Origin of the sequence: Lysinibacillus sp. G01H, assembly GCF_028872195.1 — a bacterium.
GTDB classification, from domain to species: Bacteria; Bacillota; Bacilli; order Bacillales_A; family Planococcaceae; genus Lysinibacillus; species Lysinibacillus capsici.
The window spans coordinates 301,839-322,594 of the sequence record NZ_CP118397.1 but is presented as its reverse complement, the minus strand read 5'-3'; the positions used below and the strand labels follow the sequence as shown (position 1 = coordinate 322,594).

General features: G+C 37.1%; 20 protein-coding genes and 1 other annotated feature. Of the genes, 7 read left to right on the top strand and 13 right to left on the bottom strand.

Annotation, left to right across the window (positions count from 1 at the left end; genetic code table 11):
* Positions 1–2: 2 nt before the first annotated feature.
* Positions 3–971: a quinone oxidoreductase family protein gene (locus tag PSR12_RS01580; protein ID WP_221678998.1), complete on the bottom strand. Its 969-nt coding sequence runs from the start codon at positions 969–971 to the stop codon at positions 3–5.
* Between the two features lie 64 nt (positions 972–1,035).
* Between PSR12_RS01580 and PSR12_RS01575 the strand changes: the two genes are divergently transcribed.
* Both PSR12_RS01575 and PSR12_RS01570 read left to right on the top strand, forming a co-directional pair.
* Positions 1,036–1,659: a hypothetical protein gene (locus PSR12_RS01575; RefSeq protein ID WP_216485293.1), complete on the top strand. Its 624-nt coding sequence runs from the start codon at positions 1,036–1,038 to the stop codon at positions 1,657–1,659.
* Positions 1,660–1,711: 52 nt separating this feature from the next.
* Positions 1,712–1,976 (top strand) — a binding site (T-box leader).
* Positions 1,977–2,042: 66 nt separating this feature from the next.
* On the top strand, positions 2,043–3,287 hold the full coding sequence (locus PSR12_RS01570) for an MFS transporter (RefSeq protein WP_216485295.1): 1,245 nt from the start codon (positions 2,043–2,045) through the stop codon (positions 3,285–3,287).
* Between the two features lie 98 nt (positions 3,288–3,385).
* Here the strand turns inward: PSR12_RS01570 and PSR12_RS01565 are convergent, their stop codons facing one another.
* On the bottom strand, positions 3,386–4,114 hold the full coding sequence (locus PSR12_RS01565; protein ID WP_221678993.1) for an IclR family transcriptional regulator: 729 nt from the start codon (positions 4,112–4,114) through the stop codon (positions 3,386–3,388).
* A 437-nt stretch (positions 4,115–4,551) separates the two neighbouring features.
* Here PSR12_RS01565 and PSR12_RS01560 point away from each other — a divergent pair, with 437 nt between their 5' ends.
* Both PSR12_RS01560 and PSR12_RS01555 read left to right on the top strand, forming a co-directional pair.
* On the top strand, positions 4,552–6,156 hold the full coding sequence (locus tag PSR12_RS01560; protein WP_274771314.1) for a M20/M25/M40 family metallo-hydrolase: 1,605 nt from the start codon (positions 4,552–4,554) through the stop codon (positions 6,154–6,156).
* A 100-nt stretch (positions 6,157–6,256) separates the two neighbouring features.
* Positions 6,257–7,753, top strand: coding sequence for an alanine/glycine:cation symporter family protein (locus PSR12_RS01555; RefSeq protein WP_221683387.1), 1,497 nt, complete (start codon positions 6,257–6,259; stop codon positions 7,751–7,753).
* Between the two features lie 96 nt (positions 7,754–7,849).
* Here the strand turns inward: PSR12_RS01555 and PSR12_RS01550 are convergent, their stop codons facing one another.
* The 7 genes from PSR12_RS01550 to PSR12_RS01525 all read right to left on the bottom strand — a co-directional run bounded on the left by PSR12_RS01550 (position 7,850) and on the right by PSR12_RS01525 (position 12,457).
* Positions 7,850–8,809: a methyl-accepting chemotaxis protein gene (locus tag PSR12_RS01550; RefSeq protein WP_255601754.1), complete on the bottom strand. Its 960-nt coding sequence runs from the start codon at positions 8,807–8,809 to the stop codon at positions 7,850–7,852.
* Between the two features lie 131 nt (positions 8,810–8,940).
* A complete protein-coding gene (locus PSR12_RS01545) occupies positions 8,941–10,125 on the bottom strand; it encodes an NAD(P)/FAD-dependent oxidoreductase (protein ID WP_221683385.1) in 1,185 nt (394 codons plus the stop codon).
* 45 nt (positions 10,126–10,170) lie between these two features.
* On the bottom strand, positions 10,171–10,599 hold the full coding sequence (locus PSR12_RS01540) for a helical membrane plugin domain-containing protein (protein ID WP_004227758.1): 429 nt from the start codon (positions 10,597–10,599) through the stop codon (positions 10,171–10,173).
* Positions 10,600–10,682: 83 nt separating this feature from the next.
* Positions 10,683–10,814 carry a hypothetical protein gene (locus tag PSR12_RS01535; protein ID WP_255349861.1) on the bottom strand — a complete coding sequence of 44 codons (132 nt, stop codon included), beginning with the start codon at positions 10,812–10,814 and terminating at the stop codon, positions 10,683–10,685.
* Between the two features lie 106 nt (positions 10,815–10,920).
* Positions 10,921–11,076 (bottom strand): helix-turn-helix domain-containing protein, encoded by a 156-nt coding sequence (locus PSR12_RS23860; protein WP_370635401.1) that lies wholly within the window; start codon positions 11,074–11,076, stop codon positions 10,921–10,923.
* Between the two features lie 272 nt (positions 11,077–11,348).
* Positions 11,349–11,645, bottom strand: a complete 297-nt coding sequence (locus PSR12_RS01530; protein WP_221683383.1) for a cupin domain-containing protein — start codon at positions 11,643–11,645, stop codon at positions 11,349–11,351.
* 191 nt (positions 11,646–11,836) lie between these two features.
* Positions 11,837–12,457: a TetR/AcrR family transcriptional regulator gene (locus PSR12_RS01525; RefSeq protein ID WP_257521015.1), complete on the bottom strand. Its 621-nt coding sequence runs from the start codon at positions 12,455–12,457 to the stop codon at positions 11,837–11,839.
* 124 nt (positions 12,458–12,581) lie between these two features.
* Between PSR12_RS01525 and PSR12_RS01520 the strand changes: the two genes are divergently transcribed.
* From PSR12_RS01520 to PSR12_RS01510, 3 genes are all read left to right on the top strand, one after another.
* Positions 12,582–14,768 carry an MMPL family transporter gene (locus PSR12_RS01520; RefSeq protein WP_274771307.1) on the top strand — a complete coding sequence of 729 codons (2,187 nt, stop codon included), beginning with the start codon at positions 12,582–12,584 and terminating at the stop codon, positions 14,766–14,768.
* A 143-nt stretch (positions 14,769–14,911) separates the two neighbouring features.
* The gene (locus tag PSR12_RS01515; protein WP_274771306.1) at positions 14,912–15,772 is read left to right on the top strand and encodes a PucR family transcriptional regulator; all 861 of its coding nucleotides are present in this window, start codon (positions 14,912–14,914) and stop codon (positions 15,770–15,772) included.
* Positions 15,773–15,878: 106 nt separating this feature from the next.
* The gene (locus PSR12_RS01510) at positions 15,879–16,961 is read left to right on the top strand and encodes an ABC transporter ATP-binding protein (RefSeq protein ID WP_221683379.1); all 1,083 of its coding nucleotides are present in this window, start codon (positions 15,879–15,881) and stop codon (positions 16,959–16,961) included.
* Between the two features lie 119 nt (positions 16,962–17,080).
* Here PSR12_RS01510 and PSR12_RS01505 read toward each other — a convergent pair whose 3' ends face one another.
* Genes PSR12_RS01505 through PSR12_RS01490 form a run of 4 tightly spaced genes read right to left on the bottom strand, consistent with a single transcriptional unit; the run spans position 17,081 to position 20,752 of the window.
* Positions 17,081–17,962 carry a MurR/RpiR family transcriptional regulator gene (locus PSR12_RS01505; protein WP_221683378.1) on the bottom strand — a complete coding sequence of 294 codons (882 nt, stop codon included), beginning with the start codon at positions 17,960–17,962 and terminating at the stop codon, positions 17,081–17,083.
* Positions 17,963–18,013: 51 nt separating this feature from the next.
* On the bottom strand, positions 18,014–18,919 hold the full coding sequence (murQ, locus tag PSR12_RS01500; protein ID WP_274771305.1) for an N-acetylmuramic acid 6-phosphate etherase: 906 nt from the start codon (positions 18,917–18,919) through the stop codon (positions 18,014–18,016).
* Positions 18,920–18,939: 20 nt separating this feature from the next.
* Positions 18,940–19,938 carry an N-acetylglucosamine kinase gene (locus PSR12_RS01495; protein ID WP_274771304.1) on the bottom strand — a complete coding sequence of 333 codons (999 nt, stop codon included), beginning with the start codon at positions 19,936–19,938 and terminating at the stop codon, positions 18,940–18,942.
* On the bottom strand, positions 19,925–20,752 hold the full coding sequence (locus PSR12_RS01490) for a carbohydrate ABC transporter permease (protein WP_004227733.1): 828 nt from the start codon (positions 20,750–20,752) through the stop codon (positions 19,925–19,927). Before PSR12_RS01490 ends, PSR12_RS01495 begins: the two co-directional genes overlap by 14 nt.
* Positions 20,753–20,756: the final 4 nt, after the last annotated feature.

Below are 20,756 nucleotides of genomic sequence, written 5' to 3'. Positions count from 1 at the left end.
TTTTATATTTTAATAAGTATCTTTCCTTGGTGCTGACGACTTTCCATAAATTCATGAGCCTTTTTCATTTCCTCTAAGGCAAATACTTTAGCAATTGGCACCTGAAAATTTTCTTCTTTTACTAAAGAGAAAATATCTTGTGCAACATGTTGTAACAGCTCTGGCTTCAAAGCTCTTGTCGTACCTAAGCTAAATCCTTTTATATTACGGCAGCTACTGTGTAAATCTGCTGTTTTTATATTTCCTGCTCTGCCTCCACTATTCCCGAATTGGACAAGAGTGCCATAAGGCGCTAAGCAATTTAAACTCTCCTCGGTGATAGCTCCTGCAATGGAATCGTACACAATTTCAACACCCCGACCCATTGTAAGTTCATTGACATTTGTACTAAATTGATCATATGTAAGTACATGATCCGCACCAAGCTGGTAAACGATTGGGGCTTTTTCTAAATTACTTACCGTACCTATAATCTGTTTAGCTCCAAGCCTTTTTGCCATTTGGACAAGCATTGTCCCTACCCCACCAGAAGCAGCATGAATTAAGACAGCATCCTGCTGACCAATTGCTGCTATTTGATGTGTTAACATATATGATAAAAATAAAACAGTCGGTACAGCTGCTACCTTCTCGATTGGTAAACCACTAGGAATTTTAAAAACTAGTTGTTCCTTTGCTACAACAAATTCTGCATAAGCACCGTTTTTCGGGAAGGCGATAACTTGGTCACCCTTTTGAAAACCACTGCTATCATTAAAAACTTCTTCAATCACCCCTGCAACATCTAAACCAAGAACCATCGGAAAATTTGCTTTAGCTTTATTGCCTGTGCGATTTTTAAGATCTGCGAAATTTACGCTTGTATAGGTTGTCCGTATTAAGACTTCTCCCTCAGAAATAATCGGTTTTGGACAATCAATAAATGTTAAAACATCAGATGTACCAAATTCATTGATAATAATAGCCTTCATAAATTTCTCCCTCCTTGCTATAGTAAAATTATATACTATATATAGAAATGATGGAGGAATATTCATGAAAATCAAACCTAAGCAAGCCATGTATAATGGTATATCCTACAACTTTTTTGATAGAAAAAGCGATAAGATATGTTTTATGCTCTCTGGCACGGGCTATACCTATGATAAACCTATACTTTATTATTCTACAGCATTAATGCTAGAACTTGGCTATGATGTCGTCCAAATCAATTATACATTTGAGCAACAGCAATTCGAACAGGACTCCCAAGCCATATCAAAAATGGTCTATCGTGTTGCCAACCCGATTGTAGAGAACAGCTTGCAATCAAAGCCTTATAGAGAAGTCGTTTATCTAGGAAAATCTCTAGGTACTATGCCTATTGTCGATTATTATATGCAGCAGACCTCTTCTATCCCTGCTCGTTATGTACTTTTCACCCCATTACTTTCTCTTAAACATACAATGATAAATCTATTAGACAAGCATGCATTTTTGGCAATTGGTACAGCTGACCCTCATTATTCACAGGAGAAGCTAGCCCAACTTGCTACCCTTCAGCTTGCTGTTTTGGAGGACCTTAATCATTCACTTGAAAATCCTTTGAATGCTGTTTTATCCATACAGCTTTGCCAGTCGCTTATAACACAATTAAAAATCTTTCTACAAAATAATTAGTTAAATTTTTATAGTACTATTTACCAGAATTATGTACATATGTTACACTAGCGAAAATACATTGAAGAGAAGAGTAAATAAGGCTGTTCTTCCAAGAGAGCTCGGATTGCTGAAAACGAGTAAGAACGAATTATTGAAACAAGCCTCGGAGTAGCGCATTGGATTTTGTTTGAATGATGGTGCGACGGGAACTCCCGTTATAGAGTTACAGTATAAGCATAGGCTTTATGCCGTACTGAAAAGGCTATTATGGTGACATAATAGTGAAATAGGGTGGCACCACGTGAGTATATAAATTCTACAACCTCGTCCCTAAGACTAATCGTCTTGGGGGTGGGGTTTTTTATTTTGCAAATCGTCACTTTGCTTAAGGAGGAATTTATATGAGAAAAGCTTTAGAAAGCTGGCGCTATCCTGCCATTCTATTATGTAGTATTGGTGTTTCCAGTGTTGGCGAATGGATTTATTTTATCGCCTTAAATTTAATTGTGTTAAACCTCACAGAATCTGCTCTGGCTGTCTCTGGATTGTATATTGTAAGAGCGATCTCTTCCTTGTTCACTAATTTTTGGTCAGGGAGCCTAATCGATCGTTTTAATAAGAAAAAGCTAATGATTATTCTAAATATGATTCAATCTATACTCATTGTCATACTCCCCTGCTTTACAAGCCTCTTGTGGATGTATGTCCTTGTTTTTCTCATTACAGCAGCTAGCTCTATGTATCAGCCGACATCTATGACTTATATCACTAAGTTAATTCCTATCGATCAAAGGAAACGCTTTAATTCATTACGCAGCTTACTTGACTCTGGTGCATTTCTAACTGGGCCAGCAATTGCAGGTTTCTTATTCACAGTCGGAACACCCCATATGGCCATATATTTAAACGCGATTGCTTTATTTCTATCAGCCTGTATAACGTTCAAAATGCCAAATATTGAAGCCCTTGAAAAATTTGTTAACCGTACAGAAAAAACATCCCTTTATCGCGTATTGCTTCAGGATTGGCAGATGGTCATACGCTTTAGCTTAAAAAATTCCTATGTGATGGTTGTCTATTTGTTGTTTAGTGCTATCATCATCTTGATGACAGCTACTGATTCTTTGGAGGCTGCCTTTGCAACACAAATATTAGCTTTATCCGAAGGAGAATATGGTATTTTAGTCAGTATCGCAGGGGTAGGTGTTTTAATTGGCTCGCTAACCAACTCTGTTATTGTTGAAAAAATACCAACTTCTTGGTTAATAGGTATGGGGTCTCTCGTAACAGCATTGGGCTATTTAATATTTACATCCTCCTTTTCCTTTCTTATAGCTGCTTTAGGTTGCTTTGTATTATCCTTTGCTACTGCCTTTGCGAATACAGGATTTTATACATTTTATCAAAATAATATTCCTTCTGAGAGCATGGGTAGAATAGGAAGTATTTATGGATTTTTTGAAGCCCTTTTTATTATTATTTTTACTGCTATTTTTGGGATTTTTGCTGAATGGATAACCATACGATCAGTTGTCGTTAGCGCATCCTTTATGATGGCATTTGTAGCTATTATTCTACTATGGCTAAATATAAAACCTACGAAAGGCCACTATTATCAAAGGTTCATGAGTAGCAAGCAACAGTAATTCAAAAAACTGTACTATCTCACTTTTCATAAAAAATCAACCATCTAATGTCCACTATTTTTTGACACTAGATGGTTTTTTATCGAAGGAAATAATTTTTATATATATCCTAATTCATAGGATAGTTGCTGTGCCGTTTTAATGACTTCCTGTGTTATACTTTCTAATTTTTCAGCATCTGTATCATATTCAAAGCACTCTGCACTAATGGCTGCAATTATTTGTTTATTTGAATCAAATATAGGAGCTGCTATGGATACTGTCCCCTTTGTTTTTTCTCCAACGCTTATGGCAATGCCTTTTTCTCTTACATCATTGAGGCTCTCTATCAATTTTTCTTTCTCAGGCTCCTCAAGTTGTTGGAAAAATTGTTGCTGTACATCGCTTTTAGAAAACGCAAGCAATACTTTATTTGGAGCTCCTATAGGATACGGGATTTTTTCACCAATCATATCAATAATACGGACATTTTTAGGACTATCAATTCGATCAATAATAATGGATGCAAACTGTTTCGCAATACTTAAATAGATTGTTTCGCGAACATTATATGCAAGGTTTTCTAATAGAGGATGTGCTTTTTCTCTAATATCCGTCTCATGATACATTTTCATGCCAAGTTGCAACCATGTATACCCTAATCGAAATTCTTTTTTATTCTCATTTCTCTCTACTAAATCAAAACTTTCTAATGTATATAATAATCTGTAAATTGTGCTAGTAGGCAAGTCTGTTTCATTAAAAATTTCTTGCACAGTAAAAAAACGCTTCGGATGCTTCGCCAATATATTTATAACTAACATAGCTCTTTCGATTGATTGAATCATTACAATTACTCCCTTTCATTTCCCCATATGATCACTATCTTAAGGTTTTTATAGATCCAGTTAACTTTAACTAGGATCATTATGAAATTAAAATTCATGCAAATTATCAAATTTTTATGTACCTTCAATTTTTTACATGTAGCCCGCTTTTGAATATAGTTTCATTTTATTTTAACTAATTTTTATGCATATAAATAGATGCTACATGAAATATATACATAGTTCCACTCAATTAGTGTGGAAAATTACGAGTATTCACAAAAATTAAAATTGACAATTTGTTGTTTTGCATTTACGATGAATTTATATTCCACTATGTAGATTAAATTTCATATAGTGAAAAATAAATAACGATAAAAATATGTATTTCTCTTCTAATTATCTATTTACATCATCTTGAAAAATAAAATACTTTACTATCAAAAGGAGCAAAAATTATGAATACTTTTATGTGGGATACACCCGAAAAACTACGTGCCCTATTATGTGAACTTGTGAGCTGGGAAAGCCGAACATTAACGGCGGGCGAAAATAAATTTGCCTTTCGCTTAAAAGATAAATTGTTAACGCTTCCATACTTTGAAAAGCATCCAGACTTGATTGAATTACATGATGCAGGGCTTGGCAGAAATGCAGTGACAGCCTTCTATAAGCATCCCACGGCAACAGAAACTGTTGTGTTAATCAGTCACTTCGATACCGTGCATACGGAGGAATATGGTGAACTAGAGCCGTTAGCCTTTTATCCAGAAGAACTAACGAAAAAGCTAATGGAACCTAAATACCTAAAAGATTTACCAGAGGCAGCTCGCATTGATTTGGCATCTGGGAATTATTTATTTGGTCGCGGCACAATGGATATGAAAATGGGTCTTGCCTTACACATGCAGTTGATCGAAAAGGCAAGCTTAGAGCAATGGCCGATTAATTTGATTTTAACAACGGTTCCTGATGAGGAAGTTAACTCTGCTGGTATGAGAGCGGCTGTTGTGGAACTCGTGAGACTGCGGGAACAGCATGGTTTAACTTATAAATTATTTTTAAATAGTGAGCCATCGTTTTCACAAGGGCCTTCGGATACGAATGAATATATTTATTCAGGTACAATTGGTAAAATCATGCCTGCTGCTTTGTTCTACGGAAAAGAGACACATGTCGGTGAGCCATTAAAAGGGATGACAGCTACCTTTATCGCTTCCTATATGACACAGCATATGGAGTGGAATCCCCTTTTCCGTGAAACAGATTTAGGTGAAAGCACACCACTACCCGTTTCTCTACAATTAAAAGATTTAAAAATGGAGTATTCTACACAAACACCATACCGTGCGGCGGCACTTTACAATGTCTTTTTGTTAAAACGGACAGCGGCTGAGGTAATGGCTATTTTTGAGGAAGTTGCGTTACAGGCAATGGCTGCTTGCAATGCGCACTATCAGGATATTTGTACAAGAGAAAATGTTCAGGGTGTAGGCAAGGTAAAGGTCTTACGCTACGAGGCATTATTGGAGCATGCGATTGATAAGTTAGGAGCTGAGGAAGTACAAGCGATTAAGCTGCAGGTTCAGCAGCATCCTGCATGGGATGATCGTGAAAAATCGATTCGTATTGTGGATCAGCTCATGATTCGCTGTCAGGAATTAGCACCTGCCACAGTCCTGTTATATGCACCACCTTACTATCCAGCCATTAATTCATCCAACCATCCATTAGTGAAACAGTCGATTGAATTAATGAAGCAAACAGCTCAAACATTTGATATTGAGGTGGAGCAGATCCACTACTTTAACGGAATTTGTGATTTAAGCTATGTCAACTATTCAGATGCATCTAATGAGTGGCTAGCATTTGAGCGGAACACACCCGTATGGGGCGATACGTATCATATTCCATTCAAAGAGATGGCGGCATTACAAGGTCCTGTCTTAAATGTCGGCCCATTTGGTAAGGATGCCCATCAAAAAACAGAGCGATTACATGTGGATAGTGCGTTTAAAGAGATGCCTATTATGATTGATACATTGATTAAAAGTTTATTTTAAGTAAAAGAAACTTCATTCAAAATAGCTTTCATATCCTCTCATTTAAATTGTTACCTAATAATCTAAGATGACACAGTACAAAATAGAAAGAGGTTGTTATATGGATTTTGCCGCTTTAACAGGTAAAATAGCAGGGATTATCTGGAGTAATGCATTAGTTTATCTTTGCTTAGGAGCTGGCGTTTACTTTTCGCTTATTATGAAGTTTCCACAGCTACGTCTCTTCAAAGATATGATTAAACAATTATTTAATAGAAAAACTTCGGCAAATGGCGTTTCATCTTTTCAAAGCTTTGCAATGGCATTAGGTGGACGTGTCGGTATTGGGAATATCGCTGGTGTAGCTACAGCAATTTATTTTGGAGGACCAGGGGCTATCTTTTGGATGTGGGTCATAGCCTTTTTAGGAGCTGGTGCTGCCTATATTGAGTCCTCGTTAGCCCAGGTTTGGAAACAAGAAATCGCAGGAGAGTATCGTGGAGGACCCGCATACTATATTGAAAAGGGTTTGAAAAATAAGCCATTTGCTATATTATTTGCTATCGCTACTATTATAGCAACTGGTTTCACTGGTTCAGGTGTTCAAGCCTTTAATATTGCTGATTCTACAAAAAATGCCTTCGGGATTTCACCAATAATTACAGGTATTATTGTTTCCGCAATATTTGGATTTGCTATTTTTGGCGGTATTAAAAGGGTTGGAAAAGTTGCTGAATATGCTGTACCGTTTATGGCAACTGCTTACATACTTCTTGCATTCATTATTTTATTTATCAATATAAAAGATGTACCTGCAATATTTGCTTTAATTTTCAGCTCTGCCTTTAATTTAAATGCTGCATTCGGTGCTGTTTTTGGAAATGCAATTATGTGGGGTGTAAAAAGAGGGGCTTATTCAAATGAAGCAGGTCAAGGTACTGGAGCACAGGCAGCTGGTACCGCAGAAGTATCTCATCCTGCTAAACAAGGGCTTGTCCAAGCATTCTCGGTCTATGTTGATACACTACTTGTATGTACAGCTACAGCCATTATGATCATCTCCACAGGCAGTTACAATATTGCCCATCCTAATGGGGGATTTTTGGTTGAGAATCTACCAGGAGTTGAAGCAGGTACGGCATTCGCACAAGAAGCAATTAACTCATTCATTCCTGGTTTAGGAAGTCCTTTTGTGGCTGTCGCTGTATTTTTCTTTGCAATAACTACTATGCTTGCTTTTGGGGTATACACGGAAAGTAATGTTGCTTACTTATTTAGAAACAATAAAAACTTTGCTACTATTGCTATTGTCGTAAAAGTACTACTAGTTATCTCAATCTTTTTTGGAACAATTCGTTCCTCATCAACTGCTTGGAATCTTGCTGATATCGGTGTAGGTACACTTGCATGGTTAAACCTAATTGCTATTATCTTATTAACAAAGCCAGGTTTAGCTACATTAAGAGACTATGAAGAGCAGAAGAAGTTGGGTCTTGACCCAGTCTTTATTCCCGAAAGATGTGGAATTAAAGATGCAGAATTGTGGAATGAAATCACTGAAAAAAACTATCCAGATCAATTAGCCGCATTAAAAGAAAAAGTTGGCGACTTGAAATAATTAAATGAACCCTGTAGTAGTCACTAAGAAGTTGAAAAGTTGCCGCTATGCAGGGTTCTTGCTTTTTAAATTTCCATAGAATTTAAGTTAGATTATCTATCTTTCAGTTGGGAAATGCTTTACTTGATCAACTGCCTCTAATAATTTTTTTGTTACCATTTCTGATTCATCAATATGGCTTGTTAGAACGCGATTTGTTTCATCAAATAAGGCTGTCGTCCTATTAAATTTATGCATAACGTCTTCGTTTGATAGCTTCTGCTCTTTAATTGAAGCTAATAGCTCATTTATTCCCGTTTGAACATTTGTCATAATATGCAGCAATTGATCAATTTTTACTGATGTTTTAGCACTTTTATCAATGCCTTCCGTTACTAGCTGCATATTATTTTTATTATCCTCGTAAGCAAGTCCAATTTGTTCTTCTATTTTCTTTGTTAAATTAGCAATATCTTCTGTGCTTGTTTTCGTATTTTCAGCTAATTTGCGAACTTCCTCGGCAACAACCGAAAAGCCTTTACCATGCTCCCCTGCTCTTGCTGCCTCAATAGATGCATTCAAAGCTAGTAAATTGGTTTGATTTGATATTTCTCCAATAACATTAACAATTTCCGCTATTTGCTTTGAGCGCTCACTTAAATTACTCATGCTTAAAGATGTTTTTTGAGACTGCTCTCCTAACGCATCAATCAAATGCTCTACCTCCTGAACAGCCTGCTTACTTTCAACCGATAATGTCATCATTTGATCCGAGGAAGAGATTAATAAATCGCCTTTATCTAGGGCATTTTCAGAAATTTTATTGGATTGAATTGTGCTATCCTCCACTTTATTAAACTCTCCTACAATATTTGCGACCATTTCTCCTAAAATAGTATGCTGGTCATTTACCTTGTTATGTTGTTCAATAGTTTCAATGATTTCCTTATGTAACTCATTTAAAAAAATTTGAAATTCATGATCTTTCTTATCCAGCTTTGCATTCAGTTCATCAATTTTAGCCTTAAATTGCTCTATATCTACTTTTTTTGATTGAAACATTGTTAACACAGCCATCACCTCAGAAAATAGAATATGAATATGTATTTATTTTACTGGATTTAAAGTAATTAATATACATTTTAAGAAAAAAACAAACACTCACTACTAACAACGACATAGCGTGATAGTAGTGAGTGTTTTGTTTTTTAATAGGCTAAACCAAATAAAGCTTTAATATGTGTTAAGTAACGAATATTAGAAGCTTCTTTCATTAATGTTGCAGGAAGGCCTTTAAGCTCTGTGTTGCTCGCACCAATTGTAGCAACAGCATCTTTACGACCTAAGCTTGCAAGTGTGCCAGAGTTTACAGCTGAGAATGCTTTCATGTCTTGGTTTTTGTATTGTGCAAATACATTATAACCAGCACATTCACCCATTTGCCATGCAACTTGTGCTGTTGGAGCGTATAGTGGACGACCTCCATCAGCTGGTAGGGCAACCGATGCATCACCAATAACAAAGACATCTTCGTGAGATGTAGATTGTAAGAATTCATTAATCGTTGCTTTGCCACGATCAGCAGCTAGACCTGATTCGCCTACGATTGGAAGTGGAGCTACCCCACCTGTCCAAACAAGTGTATTTGCAACAATTGGTTCACGATCTTTTAAAGAAATAACGTTGCCGTCAACACCTGTTACTGGTGTACCTGTAATAAATTCTACGCCACGTTTAGTTAAGCTTTCAGTAGCACGATGGATAAGTGTATCTGGAAGAACTGGCAAGATTTTCGGACCAGCTTCAACAAGTTTAATTTTAAGATCAGCAAAATTAACACCATGCTTTGCAGCGATTTTCGGGAAGTTGTCCACGATTTCACCAACAAGCTCAACACCTGTTAAACCGCCACCACCAATAACGATTGTTGCATCTGCTTCATCTTTAGATTGTGCATATGCTTCAATGCGGTCTTCAATATGTTTGTTGATTTTATTGGCATCATTTACTGATTTAAGAACCATAGAGTTTTCTTCTAATCCTGGGATACCAAAGAATCCTGTTTGGCTACCTAAAGATACTACAAGTGTGTCGTAAGTTAATGTATAACCATTATCTAGATCAACTTTTTTAGTATCAACATTAAATTTGGATACTTTCGCAATGTGTAGGTCAATATCTAAACCTTTAAAGATTTTTTTAAGTGGTAATGCAACAGCACCTTCTGCAATTGTACCACCAGCTAAACGGTGAAGCTCAGTGATAATTTGGTGTGTTGGGAATTGGTTTACTACAGTGATTTTAGCTTCATCAGCTGATAGATACTTACGTGCTGTTAATGCAGTTAAAACGCCAGCGTAACCTGCACCTAAGATGACGATTTCTTTTGACATGATTAATTAATCCTCCGTCCTTACGAATTGAATTTACCTTGAGTCTTATTTGGCTTTGCGTTCTGAGCTTACTTGTAAGAAAGCATTAACAAAACGGAAAACATTTTGAACTTGAGGGTCTTTTAACATTTTCACAAGACCGAATAAACCAATTACTTCATGGCTTTCAGATGCACGGTCTTTCGCTTCAATTGCAGTTGCTGCAAGGTTTTTCGCAGAGCCAACTACAGGACCAGCGATTTCTGTTACTGCTCCAACAGTATCGTTTTTAAGCACTTCGTCTGTTGCAACAGCTTGAGCAAACTCATATGATTTCGTTAATAATGTCATCATTTCAGTTAACTTCGGTAATTGCTCAACTAAAGTTGTAAGTGATTCTTGAACTTCAGGCTTTAATAATTGATCTAGTACATCTAATTGCTCTTTACTCACAGTTACTTGTTCAGCCTGTGTTTGGTTATTCGTTTCTGACATTTTGAACTCTCCTTTGCCATCACTAGTACTATTTTTTATTGCTTACATGTAAAAAAGACCATTAAGGTAAAACTTAACAGTCGTTACAGCGTATATCTTACACAATCACCAGTCACAAGGGCTGGATAGCGATTCGTATGACTTGTTATTACAATGTTTACTTTAAATCGCAAAAAGCGCATCATAATACCATCCTTATCTTGTCTTGGTGACATTACAACCTTCATTATAAGACTGTTTGTACATTATTTCAATGAGCTATATCACAATTTCGACAATCTTTTCAAAATTCATTGATTTCATCAACTATTAACTGTCTTGCTATAATAAATTTTCCAACGCATCATAATTTTTATTGACAATTCTTTTTCCTGTCATCTCTATATACCCTTCTTTTTGGAAAGCAGATAATCGACGGCTTAAGGTTTCTCTAGTAGTATTCATTAAGGAAGTTAAATCTTTTTTGTTAGTGTCAATAGAAATGTATCATTCTTGGCTAACGAAGCAGATTTTAGAATAAAGGAAGCAAGTCTTTCACTCACTTCTTTAGAAACAGCTTTACTCTAATGATTTTTCGTCTCCTCTATACGAGCAGAAAGCTGGGCTTGTGCAACTGTTGTATCAAACGTTTATGAAGCATAAACAGCTTCTACAAGGCATCTCTATCGTTGCACGTCTGTCACCACATAAAATTATAGTTCTTCAAAAATGAGCATATAAAAAGCTCCATATAAAGTAGGAGCTCTTCTTTATTTTAATTTAATTACAATAACACGAACGTCTGTAATTGCTTCTAAGCTGTGCTTTTCAGATGGTTTTAAAGCTAAAATTGTATCTGGTGTCAAAATTTCCTCCACACCTTCAACGATAAAGCGAGCTTCACCAAATTGAACAATAATTAGCACTTCATTGTCCGCATGATGCTCAGGAATTTTTTCACCAGCACGCAATTGAATGTTCAAAATATCTGCACCAGCGATACTCCCTAATTTACCAATATGTTTAGTCTTTTCTTCTAGCATTGCTTGGATTGAAATAATTGTCATTGTCATTCCCCCATTACGGTTGTCCCTAGTTTTAGGCTAAAATAGTTTCTTTTTGAGTTACGATGTTCCACTACTTTCTAGGCCACACCCCTACTATAATGAAGAATCGCTCTAATTGTCTGTGACTTACATCACTAAAAAGAAGTATCCCAAATACAATGAGATAACTCCTTTTAAAAACCTATTTTGTGTTAACGTTTTTCAACAGAAAGCCAGAAGAAATTTGTTACTTCCTTTGCCGTCACATCTACTGAGCCTAGCAAAGTTTTACCATCGCCATCTTTAAAATACCCTACAGTCATTAATGCCATAAAGTTATGAGCGAAAAACTTTGCATTTCCTTTTCGAATTGTGCCCTTTTCCATCTCTTCTTGCATAGACTGCTCTATTGTTTGATACATACCATTTTCGGATGCTTGAACTTGTCTCAGCTGCGTTTCCGAAAGATTGATGGTAGCCTCTTTCATAAAATTTTTCATATCAATATCGATCGTGGCTGATAAATGAACTTCAACGAGCTGTTCGAGTCGTTCTTTAAATGGTTTAGGCTGCTCTAAAATTTGTAGAATAGATAGCTTGATACGATCCATCATAGCAATTAAAGCAGATGTATATAAATCCCCTTTAGTTGGGTAGTAGTAATAGACAGTCGCCTTTGTTACGTTACAAGCCTTTGCTACATCATCCATTGAAATATTTTTGTAGCCCTCTTTAATAAAAAGTCTTGTGGCCGTTTCAAGGACAATATCTTTTGTAGGTTTCGCATTTTCATCATGGCGAGGTCTTCCGAGAACACGCGGTGATTGTTTCAACAAGTTCGCCTCCTTAATTAAGCATTCTTTTTACGCATATTATAACATATTAATATTTATGGATTGATTAATTAACCTTCTAGTATATATAATTAAGTCACTTACATGAAATGGGGGTCTTTTGATGAAAAAACATCCACTTGAGCAATGGGGCTCAATGGTTGCAAGTAAAAAGGGAAGATTATTAGCACTAGCTTTTTGGGTGTTATTAGTAGTTGTATTCTCATTTGCTTGGCCACAAATCAATAGCATAGAAAGTGAGTCAGGCAAAAACTTACCTGACACGGAAATGTCTGAGCAAGCTGCGTCCATTATTGCAGAGCAATTTCCTAATGATGCTGGAACACCTCTATTGTTGGTGTGGCATCGCGTAAATGGCTTAACACCTGATGATTTTTCGGCTATACAGGGTGTATACAAGGAGCTGCAAGCAAAGCCCTTAGCCCATCAAACAATGGTTCCACCATTTGATCAAATGCCTCCTCAGGCTTTAATGGCTTCCGCTTCTGAAAATGGTACAACAATTGTTACACCTGTGTTTTTTGAAAAAGGTGTCGCTACAGATATACTACAGGATAGTTTAGATAAGCTGACAAAAATAATGGAAGGTTATCAAGTCCAATTAGATGATAAATTATCAAGCGATGCACTCCATGTGCGCTATTCTGGACCAGTGGGAATTGCCACTGATGCTGTCAGTTTATTTTCACAAGCAGATGTGAAGCTATTAATCGCAACTGTATTACTCGTTTTGGTATTACTTATTATTATTTATCGTTCGCCATTGCTAGCTATTATTCCTTTAATTGTTGTAGGGCTTGCCTATGGTGTAATTAGCCCGACACTTGGTTTTTTTGCTGAACAGGGATGGATAGATAAAGATTCACAGGCTGTTTCCATTATGACTGTTTTACTTTTCGGTGCAGGTACTGACTATTGTTTATTTTTAATTTCAAAATATAGAGAAATACTCTTTGATGTTGAGGATAAAACGGTCGCAATGAAGCTAGCTGTTAAAGAATCGGGTGGTGCTATTTTAATGAGTGCCCTAACAGTGGTTATAGGTTTAGCGACCCTTAGTCTTGCCCATTATGGCGCATTTCAACGCTTTGCCGTACCATTTAGCTTTGGTGTGCTTGTCATGGGGGTCGCAGCACTTGTTGTCCTACCAGCAATTCTTGTCCTTATTGGGCGAGTAGCGTTCTTCCCCTTCACTCCTCGGACGGAGGAAATGGCCAAGAAAAAGGGCAAGAAACAGCATAAGCCTTCACATAAGTTCAGTCATAAAATTGGTCATTTTGTTACCCATAAACCTTGGGTCGTTATCGCTGTAACTGTCATCTTGCTTGGGGGGTTGGCGGCATTTGTTCCGCGTATTCAATATACATTTGATTTGCTTTCATCCTTCCCAAAAGATATGCCGTCTAGAGAAGGATTTACATTAATAGAAGAAAATTTTTCGCCTGGAGAGCTAGCACCTGTTCAATTAGTAATAAACACAGAAGGTACTGATATTAATATACAGCAACAACTTGAAGCTATCTCTTATATTGATAGTGTGGCAGATGTACAAATTGGCGAAAAAAATAAAAATATACACTTGTATGAACTCAATTTCAATGCCAACCCTTATGCACAGGAGTCATTAGCTCATATTCCTGAACTACAAAAAGAGGTTATTAAAATACTAGAGGAACAAGGTCTCAACAACGCTGAGAAACATGTTTGGCTTGGTGGAGAAACAGCTAGTCAATATGATACACAACAAATAACTAAGCGAGATGAAACAGTAATCATGCCAACCATGATTGCCTTAATCGCATTATTATTATTTGTCTATTTACGTTCTATTACAGCAACTGTTTATCTATTAGCCACTGTTATTATTTCTTATTTTGGGGCATTAGGCGCTGGATGGTTAATTTTACATCATATTATGGGGGCCGAAGCAATTTCTGGAGCTATTCCATTGTATGCTTTCGTGTTCTTAGTAGCTCTCGGAGAGGATTATAATATCTTTATGATCTCAGAAATTTGGAAAAAGCGTAAAACCACTGATCATTTAACAGCAGTAGAAGAAGGTGTTGTCCGAACAGGAAGCGTTATTACGTCTGCTGGACTCATCCTAGCAGGTACATTTGCGGTGCTGGCAACATTACCGATTCAAGTGCTTGTTCAATTTGGTGTTGTGACAGCAATTGGTGTATTGCTCGATACATTTATTGTACGACCATTACTTGTACCAGCTATCACAACAGTATTAGGTAAATATGCTTTCTGGCCAGGTAAGCTATTTAAAAAAGATGCCTAAATAGATAACATGGACATTAGCTAGGTATGATTGTCATACATGCTCATGTCCGTGTTTTTTTTATATTAATACTATAAGCATTTCATCATATAATTATAGTAAATTGACCTTATTACATTCTATTTAAATAAGGAGTGGCATGCATGGATCTTCAAAAATTACAGCAACGTTTCCCATTATTAAGCCCCTTCTCAGGTAGAACTGATGGAAATTATGTATTTAATTTTGACAATCAGCTTTACGAAATTCCAATACACACAATGACACAAAATGAATATGAGCTATTGCGAATATTCTCAGAACCCACTGTCTTATCCGATAACTATGATATAGTTTGGCTTGACTATTTAACAGATAAAACAGATATTGCTCCAACTACTCTTCCTATGCATCGTTTGTTATTTCTTCACTTTGATAAAGACTTTACAACACCTACATTATTGCGTTCAGTCTTCGAAGCTTTACTCGGAAATGATATTATACTGCTATCGCTTCAGCCACAATTATTTGTCATAATCGAATGTATCGACTGCCATGAGTTTTTAGATTTGGCTCATTATGTTAACCCCATAATGGCAGACTTAGAGGCTCATTTTAAGATTTTTGTTTCTGATGTTATACACAACATCACCACGACCAAGGAACGATTTAACTGGTATGTTCACCTTCTACCATCCATTTGGACTTATACACCAAAGCATATACTCACACAGCAAGAGCTTTTAGTGCCATATGTAACGCAGCATCTAGCCTATCAAGAGAAAGAGATTTTTATCTCCTCTATCCTAAAAAGAGCCACTTCTCAGCCAGAATTACTCCATACAATCAAGAAATTGATTGAATGCGATGGAAATATTACATTAGCCTCTAAAAAAATGTATATGCACCGTAATACCTTACAAAATCGCCTAGAAAAATTTCAACAAATGACGCAAAAGGATATTCGGCAATTTTCTCATCGACTAGAAGTTTATCTCGCAATTATTTTCTTAGAATCACTTTAAGACCAACTGCACAAATTATGCTTTCAACACTGTGCAAGCTTTCCATATCACTCTATTCTAAAGTCATTTACAATGAAAATATGACTTGAAAAGGGGTGCAGTATGTATGGCGGAATTACGGTTAGAGCATATCTATAAGATTTACGATAAAAATATCCAAGCCGTAACTGATTTTAATTTGCATATCCATGATAAAGAATTCATTGTGTTTGTAGGTCCTTCTGGCTGTGGTAAGACCACAACTTTACGTATGATTGCTGGCTTAGAGGATATCTCAAAGGGAGAACTATACATTGACGATGTTTTCATGAATGATGTGGAATCAAAAGATCGTAGCATCGCAATGGTATTTCAAAGCTATGCTTTATATCCACATATGACAGTCTATGATAATATGGCATTTAGCTTAAAGCTACGAAAGGTCGATAAAAAGGAAATAGATCGTCGTGTTAAAGAAGCTGCTAAGATTTTAGGATTAGAGGATTATTTAAAAAGGAAGCCGAAAGCTCTATCTGGTGGACAACGTCAACGTGTTGCACTGGGAAGAGCACTTGTCAGAGATGCTAAGGTATTTTTAATGGATGAGCCTCTTTCGAATTTGGATGCCAAATTACGTGTACAAATGCGAGCAGAAATACAGAAGCTCCATCAACGAATTCAAACGACAACGATCTATGTCACACATGATCAAACAGAGGCTATGACGATGGCTACCCGTCTAGTAGTGATGAAGGATGGCCTCATACAACAAATCGGGACACCTAAAGATGTATATAATACACCCCTAAACATGTTTGTGGCAGGCTTTATTGGTTCACCATCCATGAACCTCTTCCACTGTCGCCTAACAGATACCGAGATCCTTTTAGGTGAGCAAAGCTTCCCTATTCCCTCCTTATACCTGTCATTATTAAAGGAAAAAGATTATTTAGGGAAAGAAATTGTTATGGGTATACGTCCTGAGGATTTACAAATTACTGATATTATTTCTCCTTACACGTTCACTGCAACAATTGATGTTGCAGAATTACTAGGAGCAGAAACTTATCTCTATTGTTCTTTAGCAAATCAAAACTTTATTGCTCGAGTACAGGCTGATAGCAATTTGCATCCAACTGACAAGGTTTTCCTAGTTATGAAGGAAGAAAAGATCCATTTCTTCAATCCTCAAACAGAGGAGCGTCTTTGATAAAAACATGCATTGCTCCCACTTGAAAGAAGGGAATTTTTATATCTGACTCGTCAAATAACTTTACTGAATTAAGATAAAAAACGAAGACGGTGCTATAGCTAATAGCATCGTCTTCGTTACTTTATTTTATTTTTTCGTTTAGCCACTTTTTTATGCAATCTTTGTATAACAGAACGTGTTTCATCTAAATAATCCACTGTCTGCTCATAGGCACTCGTTACTACTCCCATAAATAAAATGTCAATGACAAGTAACTGCGCTAGACGTGAGGAAGTGGCACCACTTCTAAAGGTTGCTTCAACATTGGGAGATACATATAAACAAATGTCTGCTAGGCTAGACACTAGTGAACTACCATAGCGCGTTAAACTGATTGTAGTGGCTGGTGTTTGGCTAGCTATTTCAAGGATTTTAGCCACTTCGTGCGTTTCCCCTGAGAAGGAGATACCTACTACCACATCCCCCTTCTGTGTATTGACAACGGCTGTAGCTCCTAAATGCAAATCCACAAATGCCCTACTATTTTTATTGATTCGTAAAAATTTTTGATCTGCATCCATTGCTGCTATACCTGATGCACCCACTCCAAAAAATATAATTTTATCGGCTTGTGATAAGGCCGTTATGGCACGTTCTAATTCAGCAATATCTATTAAATTAGCTGTTTGTGTCAAAATTTCACTACTTTGCATCGTTACCTTCTCTACAATCGATGGCAACGCTTCATTCGCCTCAATATCCCGATCTTCAATTTTAGCATGTTGTAAATCACCAGCAATGCGCAATTTCAGCTCTTGAACACCACTAATATTTAACGATTTACACAGCCGAATAACTGCTGCACTACTTGTTTGACTTGCCTCTCCTAGTTCAACCGCAGTCATTTTTATAGCCTGTGTTGGATGTGCTAATATATAGCTGGCCACCTTTTTTTCGGAGAGTGGAAGCTTTTCGCACATTTCAGCAAGCATAATTAAACCCGCATTTATTTTTTCCATTTTTCCAGCTCCATCTCTAGATAAAAGGAAGTTATCCACGCACCTCCTTCCTCAATATTTCTTTAGTGCCACCGCTCTACGCACATGCCCTTCTGATTGAGCAAGTAATTCCGTTGCCTCTTCAATCGTTGCATTCGTTAGTAGCACCACAATCGCGAGCTTTACTTGATAATTGTTTTGCTCTAGAACACTTTCAGCCTGACTATAAGAAACACCCGTTACCTCACAGACGATTTGTTTGGCTCTCTCACGCAATTTAAAATTACTAGCATGAACGTCCACCATTAAATTTTTATAGACCTTTCCAAGCTTAATCATGGTTGTCGTTGTAATCATATTTAATATTTGTTTATGAGCTGTTGCAGCCTTTAGCCTTGTAGAACCTGTTAAAATTTCTGGTCCTGTAATCACCTCTATAGCAATATCTGCATGCTTACTAATAATAGAATGAGCGTTGCTGACTAAGCTGATTGTTTTTGCCCCTAGTTGTTGAGCATAGTTTAATGCCCCTTTGACAAAAGGCGTTCGACCGCTTGCTGCAATCCCTATTACTACATCTTGGTTTGTTAGCTGCTGTTTCTTTAGTTCAACCTCTCCTAATGAAAGATCATCTTCTGCACCTTCTATGGCAATCATTACTGCATCTGCTCCTCCAGCCAATATTGCCTGCACAAGCTTTGGTGAAGTACTAAATGTAGGTGGACATTCTACGGCATCTAGCAAACCAATTCGCCCACTTGTCCCTGCACCAACATAAAATAATCTACCGCCATTCTTTAGTGCATGCACAACAGCTGTGATAGCTTGCTCGATTTCAGGTAAAACCTTTGCTATGGCTAATGGTACTTTTTTATCCTCTTCATTCATCAGCTTTACAATTTCAATAGTGGACATTAAGTCTAGGTTTGTCGTATCTGGATGATAGCCTTCAGTCGTCAGTTTTGTCATTCGTTCCATTGAAATCAAATCCCTCCATACTATTTTTCATGGATACTCATCCAAGTTCCTTTTACCTTTCGTTGTAAAGCCTCTGTGATTGGAATTCCTTCACTGAGAAGTCCATTAACGAAAGCTCCTATAACAGGTGGCACCTCTGGCTGTATTAGTCGATTAAGTATTTTAGCAAGCTGTAATTTTTCTCGAAAGCATTGAACAAAATACAAATTTTCGAATAACCCTCCACATAGGACAATAGAGTCACCTTTTAGCTGCGGCTCTTTTTTCAATATTATTTGGATGAATTGAGTTAAATGATGTATAGCGTGTTCAATAATTTTTTGTGCCCTATCATTATTTTGCTCTGCTAAACACAACACTACACGAGCTATAGAGGCTATGAGTACACGTGGCTGTGGATGCTCATAAACATGCGTAATAATTTCACTAGGATCTTTTAACGCTAGCTGTTCCAAAATAGTCGCTGTAAACAGATCCTCATTCACGCCAATAGCATCATAATGTCGCGTAATAAATCGCAATGCCTCTTGCCCAATATAGTACCCACTGCCCTCATCCCCTAATAAATAACCCCATCCTCCAACACGACTAACTTGATGATTTTTTCCAACCGCATATACGATGGAACCCGTTCCTGCTATCACAACGAGCCCTTGCTGTGTAAATGTGCCGCTAGTAAGGGCCGCTACCGCATCATTGGTGATGGTTATCTTACAGGAGCTAGCAGGGAAAAGGAAGCTAATCCATTGCTCCCATCGTTCTTTATCTAATTGGCGATCGCCCCCTGCCACACATAAGAACACCGTAGCAATATCATTATTTGTCGCATCTATCTTTTGTAGTAACGTGGCAAGAAGCTTGATAATATGTAGCCTTACCTCGTCTGGTGAGGTTGATTTTATATTCGTTCCAGCTCCTTCAACAAAAGCTAGCACTTCCCCATTTCTTGTCCCAATCACTGCACGGGTTCTCGTCCCACCACCATCGATCCCAATAATGTATTGCCTATTTAATGGCACCAGCCGTCAGTCCCTCCATAAATTGCTTTGAGGCAATAAAGAATAATAGGATCATTGGTAATGAAGCTAATGTTAAACCTGCAAAAAGAGAGCCCCAATCTGCCGAATGCTCCCCAAAAAGTGACATCATTCCAACAGGTATCGTCCGTTTCATTTTTTCTGTAATAAAAATAAGAGGAAAGAAGAAATCATTCCATGAAGCAATAAAATTTATAATCACCACTGTTCCAAGTGCAGGTCTCATTAACGGTAACATTACATGCCAAAGAACCCTTAAGTTCCCCGCCCCATCTATACGGGCTGCTTCCTCCAATTCATAAGGCATCGTTTTAAAAAAGCCAGTTAAGATCAGCATGGATAGTGGAATACCTGTCGCCATGTTCATCAAAATTAAAGACCATAAGGAATTTATCAGCCCTAAATCACGCATTAAAATAAAGAGCGGTACAATCCCCAACTTTATAGGAATCATCATGCCTAATAAAAAAATAAAGAACAATGCCTGATTCCAAGAGAATTTAAAGCGAGCAATATAAAATGCAGCCAATGAACAAACAACCACTATTAGTACAACAGATACAATACTGACAAATAGACTGTTTAGAAAGTACGTGGTAAATGGAATTTTTGCTAATAATGTACGGTAAGTATCTAAGCTAAAGCTAGTCGGTAAACCCAATGGATTTTTATAGATGTCCACGCTCTTTTTAAATGAAGATAAAATCATTAACAAAATTGGATATAAACTAATGGTCGCCACCGTAAACACCACAAGATAATAAAATGGTCGAACCCAAATAGCGCCTTGCTTCACTAGA

What these genes read in the sequence shown, in the direction of transcription:
- PSR12_RS01580 (WP_221678998.1), bottom strand. Translation starts at nt 971, where the DNA reads ATGAAGGCTATTATTATCAATGAATTTGGTACATCTGATGTTTTAACA.
- PSR12_RS01575 (WP_216485293.1), top strand. Translation starts at nt 1,036, where the DNA reads ATGAAAATCAAACCTAAGCAAGCCATGTATAATGGTATATCCTACAAC.
- PSR12_RS01570 (WP_216485295.1), top strand. Translation starts at nt 2,043, where the DNA reads ATGAGAAAAGCTTTAGAAAGCTGGCGCTATCCTGCCATTCTATTATGT.
- PSR12_RS01565 (WP_221678993.1), bottom strand. Translation starts at nt 4,114, where the DNA reads ATGATTCAATCAATCGAAAGAGCTATGTTAGTTATAAATATATTGGCG.
- PSR12_RS01560 (WP_274771314.1), top strand. Translation starts at nt 4,552, where the DNA reads ATGAATACTTTTATGTGGGATACACCCGAAAAACTACGTGCCCTATTA.
- PSR12_RS01555 (WP_221683387.1), top strand. Translation starts at nt 6,257, where the DNA reads ATGGATTTTGCCGCTTTAACAGGTAAAATAGCAGGGATTATCTGGAGT.
- PSR12_RS01550 (WP_255601754.1), bottom strand. Translation starts at nt 8,809, where the DNA reads ATGGCTGTGTTAACAATGTTTCAATCAAAAAAAGTAGATATAGAGCAA.
- PSR12_RS01545 (WP_221683385.1), bottom strand. Translation starts at nt 10,125, where the DNA reads ATGTCAAAAGAAATCGTCATCTTAGGTGCAGGTTACGCTGGCGTTTTA.
- PSR12_RS01540 (WP_004227758.1), bottom strand. Translation starts at nt 10,599, where the DNA reads ATGTCAGAAACGAATAACCAAACACAGGCTGAACAAGTAACTGTGAGT.
- PSR12_RS01535 (WP_255349861.1), bottom strand. Translation starts at nt 10,814, where the DNA reads ATGTCACCAAGACAAGATAAGGATGGTATTATGATGCGCTTTTTGCGA.
- PSR12_RS01530 (WP_221683383.1), bottom strand. Translation starts at nt 11,645, where the DNA reads ATGACAATTATTTCAATCCAAGCAATGCTAGAAGAAAAGACTAAACAT.
- PSR12_RS01520 (WP_274771307.1), top strand. Translation starts at nt 12,582, where the DNA reads ATGAAAAAACATCCACTTGAGCAATGGGGCTCAATGGTTGCAAGTAAA.
- PSR12_RS01515 (WP_274771306.1), top strand. Translation starts at nt 14,912, where the DNA reads ATGGATCTTCAAAAATTACAGCAACGTTTCCCATTATTAAGCCCCTTC.
- PSR12_RS01510 (WP_221683379.1), top strand. Translation starts at nt 15,879, where the DNA reads ATGGCGGAATTACGGTTAGAGCATATCTATAAGATTTACGATAAAAAT.
- PSR12_RS01505 (WP_221683378.1), bottom strand. Translation starts at nt 17,962, where the DNA reads ATGGAAAAAATAAATGCGGGTTTAATTATGCTTGCTGAAATGTGCGAA.
- murQ (WP_274771305.1), bottom strand. Translation starts at nt 18,919, where the DNA reads ATGGAACGAATGACAAAACTGACGACTGAAGGCTATCATCCAGATACG.